Below are 12,823 nucleotides of genomic sequence, written 5' to 3'. Positions count from 1 at the left end.
AGATGGAATATGTTGGATCTCTGATTGTGATTTTAATCCCTTTGAAGGATTTGTTCACATTGGTCGGCGAAAATTTTTAGTGTCTCTGTAACTTGATCAAACATAAAATCCATCGCCAGCCCATATCCATCATTCAATAAAGCAACATCAAAATCTAGACTTGTGAGACAGGTTTGTACTGTTTGAGTATTTGCATGGGCATCAGCATTACGAAGGTCGTTGTTAACGAAAAGTGGAGCCATTGCTTTTTGAGAACCTAACAAGTCAATATTAATTGCGCCGCCTCTTAACGCTTGTAAATTCTCGCCATTCTCATTCAATTTATCGACAACTGTGTAAAGTCCTTGAAGTAGTTTAAGCGACTGTAGATTTTTAATGTCACAAGCATTTGCTCCCATAGCAATTAATATCTTCCGGATTTTACCATTGGGAATTTTTTGTATTGTTTCATTCAAAAGTTTACAGCGGGATAAAAACTTTTTTTCGGTCATTTCTAAAGGTGCGACTTGCGCCAATTCGCATAATCTTGGATAATTTGTCCATCCGTTTTTACTAATTTCATGTCGATCGAAACCGCACAGTACCGCCGGGCAGGTCGAGATTCCCAGCTCACTTGCGAAAGCAAATAAACTATCTGCAAGGCGCAGAAGTTCACCAAGAAACGCATCTGTTTTTTCAACAATATGTTCTTGATCTAAGTCAAAGCTTTTTGCTTCAAGTTCACTAATCGAATGATAATGGGCATGACAAATTTCAGCATCCGGTTTTGGCATGTAAAGCTCTCGAATGGGAACTTTGATGAGATTGCGGCCGACACGAATGCATTCTGTAAAGCCCCATTGGCCGCCATAAGAGGGACAACAGGACCAAGTTTCTCCATACTTGAATGGTACAGTATTAAAGATACTATTTTGTTCATAGCGTTCAAGGAAGGTGTCTTTTAAAAAAATATGCTCTCCGAGAATAAGAGCGTTAGCCTTAGCATGGGTCATAGGAAATTTATGACCGGGCCACAATAATCCATCAGCACTGGGGGCGTTACATAACGCGGTATCTACGCATGGAACTGCAGCCGTCACTTGCAAGCGTATTCGACCCATATATTCCATCAGTCGATATTCAAGTTTCCCGCATTCCGATTTGACGGTTATGTCTGTTTGCCCGTTCATTAATTGTCGTATATCAGGCACGTCATCAAGGTTGGTCTCGTAGTAAAAAACTCTCACGCCTATCAGATTGCGCATCCAGAGATACTTTCGCAGATAGTCATTACGCATCGTCCAGCGAATGTTTCGTTTTTGTATCCAATAATATTCGTTTGAGACTTCGCCTTGCGCTACAGCAAAAATTGGCTTCTCCAAATCATCGTAGATCAGTTTCTGGTGATCTCCACCTATAGAACGCGGAGTTAAACCAAGCGTCATCCATACTTTGTCGGCTAAGCTAAAACCATAGTATGAGCCTGTTCCCCAAGACGCGATAATATAGTCGTGACCAGACACAGAGGGAGAATAGGTACGACAACCGCCTTTCTCCGTTACATAGGGCGTCGAATGCGCAACCACGCCTTCACCGGCCTCGCGTGGAATACCAAAGGCGTCAAGACATTCTTCTGGAACGGCTGCCATGAGCATATGGGCATATTCATAGTTTGGCCCAAATCGATCATTTTCATAACGCTCACTTACTAGAATTTGCTCAGCAGCAGAGCTTGTGTTGCCAGACGCCAATAATTTACGCAACTTTTCAGTTTGTATATTTTCGGGAATTAGAATGCTTGTTGTCTGAAGATTCATGAATAGCCTTCGAAATTGGATTAAAATTGATTGCACAAATTTACGGAAATTTTCCAGTAATTGTTGCATCATATATTTTCCTCTAATGCTCCCTTTTCAATCGGTGTTTCGCAAAACAACGAGATTAGCAATGCGCCAATTCTCCATATATTAGTTTGCCAGATTATTTGTGATCTCAGAGTATTATATTCAGTTAGTATTCTGGCACATCAATTAATTGATATTTAAATGGTTTAATACATCATGAAAAATGCCGAGGCTTGAGAGTGCTTAGTCTAATTATTCCCGTTGGTAACTTAAAAAGCTTGAGCTCTGTCTATCTCATTAGACCTTGCCCAAACGAGACACTTCCACAGTTGCTGAATTGCGTCTCATATAAATAAATATTGCATTTTGAGACATAATTCCCACATAGTTTTGTATCTATTGATACATAATGGAAATTGAACTTATGAAAATTGGTTATGCGCGTACATCGACATTGGAACAGGTTGCAGGATTTGAATCTCAAATAGAAGAACTGGAAAAACAAGGTTGCGAGAAGATATTCAAGGAACAAGTCTCTTCTGTTGCCCAGAGGAAGCAACTGGCTCTGGCGCTGGACTATATGCGTGAGGGAGATACATTGGTTGTTTCCAAGCTTGATCGCCTAGCCAGATCCATGCGGCATCTTGGGGAAATTGTTGAAACGGTTCGGAGTAAGGACGCCCATCTTCAAATACTTAACCTTGGAATAGACACCAGCAATGCCACTGGGGAGCTCGTCCTGAATCTTCTGGGGGCTGTTAGTCAGTTTGAGAGACAAATCATGCTGGAGAGGCAGAGGGAGGGCATAGCCAAAGCTAAGAGCGAAGGGAAGTATAAAGGGAGGAAACCGACGGCAAGAGCAAAAGCTATGGACGTTAGGAAACTATTCTCGGAAGGCGTTAGACCATCTGATATTGCCAAAGAGCTCGGAATTGGCAGAGCTTCAGTCTACCGAATTCTAAGCAGTTCATCTTTTTGACTTCAGTTACCTAATATTTAATTCTCAAGCAAAGATGAACAAGGCTGATGTATTCACTTTGCAAGGTTTTTTATATACGGCGTGGGTTAAAGGGTCTCGGATATTGCCGTCGGGAAAGTGAATATCACCCAATTTCTCGGTGAGATTTGTGACTTTATTTGTAATTTGCAAAATATTTAAGAATCTGAATGTCATTCAAGATTCCTTTCATTTTCCATTTAGTAGTATGGCCCTATCAGTTTCAGACACGTTAACTGTAAGTGTTTTATTGTTGATTTTAATTGAAGGTAACTTAAAGCTCGTAGTCACTGACATAGCTTCTATTTTGTGTTTAAAATTGCCTTTCAATTCAGGAATAAAAGCTGTTGCCGGTATCAGTAAAGGTTTCGCGAGATTTAAACCCGAACATGCAAGTGCCATGTTTTCACTTGTTAGCAAAAACTCAGTGGGTCCAGGAGAAATCGAAAAATCAAGTTCATTCTCCGCGACGCTAAAATTGTAGCTTAATTCGTCTCTATCATTGTTAAACTTAATGGCAGTCTCAATGACTAGGAACTGAGGAGGTACAGTCGCTTTGAACTTTTGCTCTTCTGTCCAAGGAACTTGGCAGGCCAGATGACCGACTATATCTAACGGCACGAATTTTAAAGAAACATCAAGATCAGCTGATCCCTCGACGCCCAACGCCGCATGAATTTGGCTCAAGTCTTGCGAAAATGCAAAGTCGCGAATGCACATGTTAATATTTGCTTTGCCGCTAAAAGCCCCATCTAGGTTGGCAAATTTGCCAGTTCTGGCTAGTTTGAATAAAATCTCTTTTCCTGTTTCACAAAGAGCCTTTTCGCCCGATTTTTCCGCTTCACACGAAATTTTTTCCGTAGTTTTCAGACGTTCGCAATCAGCTATTTTAGCCAAATAGTCGGCATGGTATATTACATTCTGAGCTGCCTTTTGTGCCTCGCAAACGGGATTATTGATACATTTAGAACAAAACTTAAGAGGATCACTAAAGGATGGACATGGTACGTCTGCACATGAGCTACATTCCCTATCGTCGTGGCTTTCAGTAAAATCGCACTGTCTTGTTGGAGTGCAATCTCTTGTAGGGGTGCAATCGACAGAATGTTCGTCAGGAAAAGAGATTGTTTCCGCGAACCTTTGAACAGCAATGTTAGCTTGCGTAGAAGCGCATATTGATGCCTGCCTAAAAACGTCATTTGCGGTAAAGGAGATTAGATCTTTGCGCACCGCAACCCAAAGACCATTAGGATAAGTATCTACCTTAAAAACTTTATTGACAATGTTCGAAAACAATTCCTCTACGTCTTTGCTCGATTTTGTGCCATCCTCTTGGGGTGAAGGTATAGGCTGATCAACGTTTGCAAATTGCCCAAGTGCGACAATGCGGTTGCCGTCCATCTGGGCCGCAATACCGAGTAATTTTAATGGCGCAGTTACGATATTTCCGGTTAGTTGAACCTGGCCACTGACGTCTGTATTTTTTATCTGAATTAACCGATTTGGGTCAACTGTGTCAGTAAATCTAGACGGCACCTCTAAATCCATAATTGAGAGTTTGGACAATTCTCCCGATACATTATTGGCATATGTTTTTAAAATACTAATAATAGCGTCGCCAAGAAGTATGGCATCATAATCGTCAGCAACCACAACTTTCGAAAGTTTTAAGCTTTCGAATGCCGGAAGGATTTTTAGGTTTATGAAAGTTGTATTGTCATTTTGATCTTGGGTCGAACTTGTTATTCCTGCATAAAGTGTCATAGTTCCCGAAACCATAGGGTGAAATTGCGTCAACAATTTATCGCCAATGGCCGCGCTTCCCTCTTTTCCGGTAAATACGTGCTCGAAATCCACCTCTAACTTCATTAGTTGGTTTGAACTTGAGAGACGAAGGTCTTTTACACCATCCGATTTAATCTCATCAGTAAGCAAAATTTCGCGGGCCTTAGATAGGGAAAGACCAAGAGCAATATTAGGTTCTTGGAGTTTCTGAATTGCCGTGACTGCTGAAATTACTGCTTTCTCGCGCTGCTCATCTATGGAAACAGGAGGAAAATTACTATTTACATAGTCACTTATTGGATCCCCGCAGCCAGAAACCAGCAGAGAAATTAACAAGAGCATTGCAAGTTTGATTTTCATCGAAGTTCCCTTATTTTGAATTCGGCCGTCGAGAGAATATCAACATTCGATAATCTTGCCGCAGAGCTCTTGAGAATAGGCAACAACAACTGAATCACTTACAGCAATTGCCGTCTTCCTAGTAAAATGGCCAGCCCTAAGTTCGCCATATATCAGTGGAAGAACAACATTCACTTCCGCTCTATCACATACTTCCCAACTATCTGAATTGACGCCCATTGTGATCCACCAAAGTTTGGCGCAGTCGGAACCATCGCCGCCATCCAATTTCAAATATATTTTCCCATTAACATTCCACCCGTCCCAGACTGTTATATTTTGTCCGGGCTGGGCAATCTTGATTTGTGGTTCTTCTGCTATCGCAGTAAATGAAACAACAGAGAACCACATCAAAGTGAGTCCTGTAAGCTTTATGTTCATTTAAATACCCTCTATATTCTATTAATAATAGAAAACTAATATAAATTGTAAAGAGATAAATTGTGCTAGATAATTTCGTTCCGGTTGGGAAAGAATAATAATTTAAGTTGTTATTATTATTATATATATTATTTTATTTTCCGAATTTTTCGGTCTGGCCTACCGAATATGACAAGAGCGTATGTCGGGCTTCTGATGCCAATAAATACATTTTTACCGGTATCTAGACCATACAATTCAATCGATAAATAACTCATGTCGCAAGACTAAGTCATCAATGCTACGCTCAACATCTTCAATCGCCTAATCCGCATTATGAGAAGCATTAGCGGGTTGATCCCCCGTCGTTAAATGCTTTGTCAAAACCCCTCACAATGGTGCCGTCTCACAATCAGGCGATGGTATAAGTCCAAATCCTAGTCTAAGCTCGGCAAATATCTTCTCGGTAAGGACTGTGTTTATGAACGAAACATTTACTAAATCAAAAATTTCAAAACTCGAGTTGGTTTATCCGCCGATTAGCAACCAAGAGGCGGTTTGGTTGCAAAACGATCCAGAAGTCGTAGAGCTATTCAGGAATAGTGATTTTTATATGATTGGTGGTCGGGCCGAAGCGAAATTTATAGACGTCGAAATCAATGAGAATAACGGTGCTATCTCGTTCAAGTTTTCTATTGGCGATACTATAGAAGATAATTGCACAGTAAATGTTGGCGACTTGGTCAACGTAATCAATGCCGATACTGAGGAAATTGAAATAGAAATAGGCGAAAAGTATATTCGAATATGGGATGGTCCTATTAAACAACCTGGTTCTAATGTTTTAGAATGGTTCAGTACGGAGAAGCTTCTCTGGGATAAATCGTATGGTCGAAAAGGTATTGAGGGGTTGGATCAGTACCGTGAACTGGCGACTTATGATCTTCTATACGTTGGGATTGCTAAGAAAACAGATAGTTTTGATCGTCTTTTAAAGCGAGGGCACAAAAACCGTATGGATATTTTGGCAAATGAACCGCAACGCTTTCCAGGAGCAAGACCAACAGATGAAACGTTTATATTTTTGTTTGATATAAATGTATTGCAAGTTAACACCTACGAGTCTGAGCACATCTTTGAAGACGAAGATATATTTCCTCAAATCGACGAAAAGCGTGTGACTGCCGACGCTGAGAAAGCATTTGTTAGCCTCCTTGACCCAAAATATAACTCTGAAAAATATAAAAATTATCCTAAAGGCAGTGACGGGCTCTACGGTGCAGGTTTTGCGCGATACTGTTATTTGATTGGCGAAAGCTTAACTTTTAATACAGCATGTGGGAGTTTTAAAGGACATCGGGGACAATTTAACGAGCCCTACAGCAACGAGGCAGACATTACTATGGTTGAGGGCGATGATGTTAAATTATTTGTTCCTGGAGTAGATTTTCCGAGCGATGTCTAATTCAGTGTGATGCATTCATCATAGAGTCATAATAAAAATTGTATTCTCCCGAAAATTGAATTTGCCGATTACTCTGTTTTTGCGATTCAATGAACCAACAGATATAAAGAAATCGCATGGAAAACAGTGCTCTATTACCTACCAATCAATTCCACCATTGAGCAATGTTTCGGGATTCAAACAAGCGCATATGTTCTGAGGTATAGTCGAAGTTTCACCAATCAAACGCTTTTGGACACAAATGGCTCCGGGTCAGTCTTTACGGCACATATATTTTCTTGACGTGGTCCATTTTATTAGTACAAAATCATTTTTTTTGGGTTCGCAGTAATTTTTTAAACTATTGAATTATTTGGATAAATAGGTTTCATGGTGCGCTTCCTGCCACCCCAGCCAGAACCTCATTTCACCCAATCCAATACCATCAAAAATAATCAACTAAAACAATACTTTGTATTGTTTTCGCGTCTTATGTAGTCCAACATTAGCCTCTTGCATCCAAAAAATTTGGGGGTAAGATTGGGGGTACATTGAAAATGCCAAAAATAATGTACCCCCCCCCCCAAAAATGCCGCTAACCGATATCAAAATCAAGAGGGCAGGAGCGAAGGAAAAAGCTTATAAGCTGTCCGATGGAAAAGGCCTGTATCTGGAGATCCAGCCCAATGGCAGCAAATACTGGCGTTTTAAATACCAGTTCGTCGGTAAGGAAAAGCTCCTGGCTCTGGGGATATATCCAGAAATCAGCCAAACCCTTCGCGGAGCTTTATGATACGGTCTGAGTGTCCGAGGAAGATTGGGACGTCGCTTCGGTTGTCTGCCAGTTGAGAATAAATGTCGTTCCGGGGGCGGGGAGTTTTGCGTCTACAGGCGTCAAATCGACCACACTCAATATCACCGTTATATTTCCCTCTGTGTCCCCCAACGGAAAAGCGGCCACGTCGACAGTCACCCAAGATCGATCAACAAACTGGATTTGCTCTCGGACCGCAATAGGTCGCTTGGATGACGCGCAATTTCTAAACATCCACACTACATCATCGGTTTTGTCGCCGTAGAGATCCTCATCCAGCCATTTTCCGGTTGAGTTTCGCCCTGCCAGTTCTGTGATTTTGGTTCCCAAGAGGCGATATCGAAACCGTAACGGTTCCTGAAAAACATCTACGAGCACGACATGGGGAAGATGGCGCACTATAGCCGCGGGATTGAATTGCTGTTTTGTTGGCATCAATCTGCTTTGCTTCAGATCCATCCAGTAATCCCGTATTTCCACAAGGCTTTCGGACGAAATCGGTAGATCTGTCTTTAGTCGCTCCATCTAATTCCCAAGCGGGATTTATTCCCTACCTAAAAGTCACAGTCGCAAGTGCAGCCTGGGCACGCGAAGCGTCCCAAACGGTGATTTCTCCCGGTACTTTATCGATACCGTCGATATCTACACCGGTTCCGGGGGTGCTTACTATCCGCCCGCCTTCGGCGTTGAAGATAACAATTGTCCCCTCAAACAAGAATACACCATAAGTTCCCTGTGACGGTCCACCCCAAAAATCAGTTCCGCGCACGCCAATCGTTCCGGCACTGCTTTTTATCTCAACGCGTTTTTCTTTTAATTGGCCGATTTTTCCGGTTATAAACCGAAAAGGACCTTGCAGGGCGCTGATAATTGCCGTCCCGATATTGTTGTCAGGATCGTAAAGAAACTCATCGATTTCGACGCGAGCATTCTCGCCGATAAGCAATTTTGTCCCGTCCGTGAAAGTGATTTCAATACGGGCCATGTCTTCTGAACTTATTACATCGCTTTCCCGTATCACGGACCCGACTTCTATGGGAGTTGCCAGGCCATCTCTGACAATCTTTGCATCGCTTTGAAGGCGAGTGACTGTGCCGACTTCGGTATTCGCGGCAATGCTGTTCTCCGCGACTGAAAATACAAGCGCAGCTGTTAGCGACAATACCAAAGCCAGTTTCTTGAACATACCACTCTCCTAAGTCTTCCAAATTGGTCGTAAGTTTTTGTTAATCGCGTTTTATTAGCGCGTTATCGCACCCGATTAACATTTTTACGACGCGACCGTGTGAATAGATCACTTACAGCAGCAGTTTGTCGCGAGACGACGGAAATAAGGGAACTGTAGATAGCGGCTAACTAAAAGGCGACATCATCCAGAGCCTCTTGTGCGCGGAGGGTGCCCCACACCGTTACCTCGCCGGGTGGTGCGGTATTGCTGGTCAGGTTGACGCCGGTTCCTGCTTCTGTGAGGATGCGTTGGCCGAACGGATTGGTGACTGAGATCGACCCATCCAGCAGAAGGACACCATAAACGCCACGTGACGGACCCGCCCAGAAATCTGTGCCGCGCACGCCAACGACGCCAAAGCGACTTTGAACGACGACCTGGGGCTTTTGAACCTTTCCGATACGGCCGGTAATGAAGCGAAATGGTCCTTGCAATGCGCGAAGGATTGTTGTGCCGATATTCTTATCAGGGTCAAACAGAAATTCGTCGATAACAATGTGACAATTTGCACCGATATATAGCTTCGTACCATCATTGAAAATAATTTCTACCCGGGCATTTTTGCCCGACTTTATGGCATCAAATTTTTGCAGTTTATGGCCGGCCTGAACATCTAATTGCTGTCCCTTTCGAATGACAACAGCCGTGTTTCTAAGCCGTGTAACTGTCGCAACGACTTCATCCTCCGCCAAAGCAGTGAGGGGTACGTAAGCCGCACAGAAAACCAAAATTCCAATAGCTATTATAAGATTTTTGAGCATGTGATTGTCGTCCCTACGTTCTGCCTAATTTGTAAAACAAGAACTAAAAAGGTACTAAGCAATTCACAGCCATTTGTGAGATCAGGCACACATGGCGTTGTTGATCTCGGTTTTCATGAGTAATCCACTTTGCGTATCGGGTGCCGCGATAACAGAGAGGGCATTTGCCGTCGCGGCCTTGAGACATATGTCCAAATCTGCGCCAATCGCAGCATAGGCAGAGAAAGTTGTGGCAAATGCATCGCCGGCACCTGCCGTATTGCTGACCTCGGATTTTCCCGCAGGATGAAAGCGAATGCCGTCCGGCGTTCCTACATATGCACCCTCCGCCCCATTGGTAACAAGGACAATTTTGGGGCCGATCTTGCACACTTCCTGAACAAAACTCTCGAATGTTCGTCCACCCAAGCCTTTTTCCAGCAAAACAGGCCCCTCTCCAGAAGATTTAGTGTCAGCCATTGCCTGTCCCTTAGGCAACAGGGTGAGCGCGAGCTGTTCCGCCTCCACCGCATTGATAGAAAGCAGGTCAATATGGGAAAGCGATTCAACAATATCACCGGACCAGTAAGTGATTTGGCGGATGCCGGGATTGGTGGCGACAAAGGCGCCCGCCTCCTTGGCAAGGCGAGCAATTTTTGTCAGGCATGCGGCGGAGTTGCCAGACAGGCTGGCAATATAAACAAGGTTCTGGCCCTTAAAAAGCGCCGGATCAATCTCATCCTCGCAGAAGGCGATGTTGGCGCCACGGTTCGTAAAGATGGTGGGATTGCGGACATGAGACATGACCATAATCGCTTGACCTGTAGGGAGTGCGCTGTCCTTGATCATCAGATCAGTATTGATCTGTTCCATGGATAGAACTTCCTGAATTTTTTTGCCTTCGAGATCATTCCCAACCCGCACAAGAGCCGTTGTCTGATAGCCGAGCCGCGCGAGAGCGACCGCTGAATTGGTTCCGCCGCCGCCAACCGAAGACTTGATAGAACTTACATCTATCTTCCGCCCTTCCTCAAGCAGGAGAAAAGACGACGTGGCGTTATGCATTGTCATCCGTTCGATATCCTGATCGTCAACCGAAGCGATGACATCAATCGTTGCAGAACCGATCGTCAATGCGTTTAACTGGGAAAATGTTTTCATATTAACATCTTAACCTTGCCATTTATTCGCTTCAATTTTTGATTGTATCCTACCTTGTATATGGCATCATGACTATCAACAGAAGGATGAAACAACATCCTCATAATAATAAAACTAACAGATGACTATGGGAGAAAAAGAATGGTGAAAACCATCAGCAAGTTCAACTTGCCATTTGCCAGCCTTGCGGATGTCGAAAAATTTGAGAAAACGCCTATTGAAGAATGGGTTCCGCACCAAAATGTGTACGACGTATTTTGCGCGGCGGTTGAGCAATATGGAGATAAGCCAGCTCTGATCACATTGCCGCCCGGGGATCCGATGGGCGATGGCCGGGAAATCACCTATCGTGATTTGCTTGCTAAGGTCAATCAAACTGCCAATCTCTTCCTCTCTGCGGGTCTCGTAAAAGGAGAGACTGTAACCTACCTCATCCCGCTATGCCCACAGGCCTATTTCACGATGCTTGGCGCAGAAGCAGTCGGCACAGTAAATGCTGTTAATCCTCTGCTGGAGCCCGAGCATATCCTTGGCATTGCAGAAGCGGCTAACGCCACAATCCTGATCGCAACGGGACAGGCATTAAGCCCGGAACTCTGGGAGAAGGCCGCCTATGTCATAGAGCGGATGCCAAATCTCAAGGCTGTCTATGTCCTTGGCGGCGGTGCGGAATGCGACGGGAAGAAAATCTTCCCGTATGATGAGATGATCGCCAAGCAGGACTCAAGTGCCATAAACGGCCCGCGCAATGACGCGCTGGATGATGTCATCGGCTATTATCATACAGGCGGGACGACCGGTGTTCCAAAACTCGCACCGCATACAAACAGGATGCAGCTCTCCCAAATCGCGATGAGCGGATTTGGCCTTGGTTATTCGGAGGCGGATTGCCTGCTGGCAGGACTTCCGATGTTTCATATCAGTGGTTCAATAGTCGTTGGATTGGTGCCCATGATAAATGGCGCAACCTTAGTGATTAGCAGTCCACAAGGATTTCGTGATCCACTAATCATTGGCAACTACTGGCGACTTGTCGAAAAATACGGGGTCACAGTTCTAGGCGGTGTGCCGACGATGATGTCCGCACTTCTGAATGTTCCGATTGGCGATGCTGATATCAGTTCTCTCCGTGCGGGTCTGACCGGCGGTTCTGCTGCCCCTGTCGAGGTTTTGAAAGCGATCAGTGATCTTTCCGGGGTGCCAATGCTTGAAGGGTACGGCATGACCGAAGTGACCTGCTTTACCACCATGCAGCCACAAAACGGTGAAGTGCGCTTTGGCTCTGTGGGCCTTCGTTTCCCCTTTGTAGAGGTTGAGGCTGCTCATATTGATGAAAGCGGGAACATCACCCGATTTGCGGAGCCGGAGGAAATCGGTGAGATTATCATGAAGGGCGTCTGTGTAACGCCGGGCTACGTACAGTCTGATTATAACGCAACTGCTTTTACGGCGGATGGCTGGCTCCGTTCCGGTGATTTGGGGCGCATTGACGCCGAAGGCTATATCTGGCTCACCGGGCGTGCAAAGGATATCATTATCCGGAGCGGACATAATATTGATCCTTCCATCATAGAGGAGGCGCTGCATGAGCATCCGGCAGTAGAACTTGCGGCGGCGGTTGGCCGACCAGATAACTATGCTGGCGAGATTCCAGTGGCTTATGTCCAACTAAAGCCGGATGCGACTGCAACACCGGATGAACTTAAGGATTTTGCCCGTGAAAGAATCCCGGAGCGTGCGGCCAATCCTGCGGATCTGACAATAATTGACGAAATGCCGCTTACGGGTGTTGGAAAGATATTCAAGCCAACCTTGCGCAATGACGCAGCGGTGAAGATTTTCACAGCCGAGCTTGAAACGCTCAACGGCAATGGTGTCTCTATTGCGGTCAATGTCGATAATCACCCTGTGCATGGTAGCGTGGCGACGATTACAGTCACCGGAGGAGACAAGGCAACACTTGGCGGCCAGATCGCGGAGAAACTCGGACCCTATACGCTACGTCATGAAGTGGTTTGGCAGGAATGATATCTTGCGCCATATAATGAGGAGCATTTGGCTTTCCTAAGAAA

The 12,823-nt window shown here is 44.6% G+C and carries 10 protein-coding genes and 1 pseudogene; 4 read left to right on the top strand and 7 right to left on the bottom strand.

The genetic code is table 11. From position 1 onward, the window contains the following. Positions 1–32: 32 nt before the first annotated feature. The gene (locus LKE13_RS00990; protein WP_227947821.1) at positions 33–1,868 is read right to left on the bottom strand and encodes a hypothetical protein; all 1,836 of its coding nucleotides are present in this window, start codon (positions 1,866–1,868) and stop codon (positions 33–35) included. Between the two features lie 379 nt (positions 1,869–2,247). On the opposite strand from LKE13_RS00990, the gene LKE13_RS00985 reads away from it, so the two are divergent. After that, a complete protein-coding gene (locus tag LKE13_RS00985) occupies positions 2,248–2,802 on the top strand; it encodes a recombinase family protein (protein WP_415776485.1) in 555 nt (184 codons plus the stop codon). Between the two features lie 207 nt (positions 2,803–3,009). On the opposite strand, the gene LKE13_RS00980 is transcribed toward LKE13_RS00985, so the two are convergent. Both LKE13_RS00980 and LKE13_RS00975 read right to left on the bottom strand, forming a co-directional pair. Continuing rightward, a complete protein-coding gene (locus LKE13_RS00980) occupies positions 3,010–4,965 on the bottom strand; it encodes a hypothetical protein (protein ID WP_227947819.1) in 1,956 nt (651 codons plus the stop codon). A 39-nt stretch (positions 4,966–5,004) separates the two neighbouring features. Beyond that, complete coding sequence (locus tag LKE13_RS00975; RefSeq protein WP_227947818.1) at positions 5,005–5,385, bottom strand: hypothetical protein; 381 nt, start codon at positions 5,383–5,385, stop codon at positions 5,005–5,007. 460 nt (positions 5,386–5,845) lie between these two features. Here LKE13_RS00975 and LKE13_RS00970 point away from each other — a divergent pair, with 460 nt between their 5' ends. Both LKE13_RS00970 and LKE13_RS18835 read left to right on the top strand, forming a co-directional pair. Then, positions 5,846–6,829 carry a hypothetical protein gene (locus LKE13_RS00970; RefSeq protein WP_227947817.1) on the top strand — a complete coding sequence of 328 codons (984 nt, stop codon included), beginning with the start codon at positions 5,846–5,848 and terminating at the stop codon, positions 6,827–6,829. Positions 6,830–7,397: 568 nt separating this feature from the next. Further along, positions 7,398–7,577 (top strand): annotated as a pseudogene (locus LKE13_RS18835) (Arm DNA-binding domain-containing protein); the annotation flags it as partial. 18 nt (positions 7,578–7,595) lie between these two features. On the opposite strand, the gene LKE13_RS00960 reads toward LKE13_RS18835, so the two are convergent. The 4 genes from LKE13_RS00960 to LKE13_RS00945 form a co-directional block, all read right to left on the bottom strand. Further along, a complete protein-coding gene (locus LKE13_RS00960) occupies positions 7,596–8,147 on the bottom strand; it encodes a PAS domain-containing protein (RefSeq protein WP_227947815.1) in 552 nt (183 codons plus the stop codon). 25 nt (positions 8,148–8,172) lie between these two features. Beyond that, positions 8,173–8,808 (bottom strand): FecR domain-containing protein, encoded by a 636-nt coding sequence (locus LKE13_RS00955; protein ID WP_227947814.1) that lies wholly within the window; start codon positions 8,806–8,808, stop codon positions 8,173–8,175. 170 nt (positions 8,809–8,978) lie between these two features. Continuing rightward, positions 8,979–9,611: a FecR domain-containing protein gene (locus LKE13_RS00950; RefSeq protein ID WP_227947813.1), complete on the bottom strand. Its 633-nt coding sequence runs from the start codon at positions 9,609–9,611 to the stop codon at positions 8,979–8,981. 81 nt (positions 9,612–9,692) lie between these two features. Next, complete coding sequence (locus tag LKE13_RS00945; protein ID WP_227947812.1) at positions 9,693–10,751, bottom strand: carbohydrate kinase family protein; 1,059 nt, start codon at positions 10,749–10,751, stop codon at positions 9,693–9,695. 141 nt (positions 10,752–10,892) lie between these two features. On the opposite strand from LKE13_RS00945, the gene LKE13_RS00940 reads away from it, so the two are divergent. Beyond that, the gene (locus tag LKE13_RS00940; protein WP_227947811.1) at positions 10,893–12,779 is read left to right on the top strand and encodes an acyl-CoA synthetase; all 1,887 of its coding nucleotides are present in this window, start codon (positions 10,893–10,895) and stop codon (positions 12,777–12,779) included. Positions 12,780–12,823 lie beyond the last annotated feature (44 nt).

Source organism: Sneathiella sp. HT1-7, from assembly GCF_020731145.1.
In the GTDB taxonomy this organism is placed as follows: Bacteria; Pseudomonadota; Alphaproteobacteria; order Sneathiellales; family Sneathiellaceae; genus Sneathiella.
This window is presented reverse-complemented; position numbering and strand designations above follow the sequence as displayed.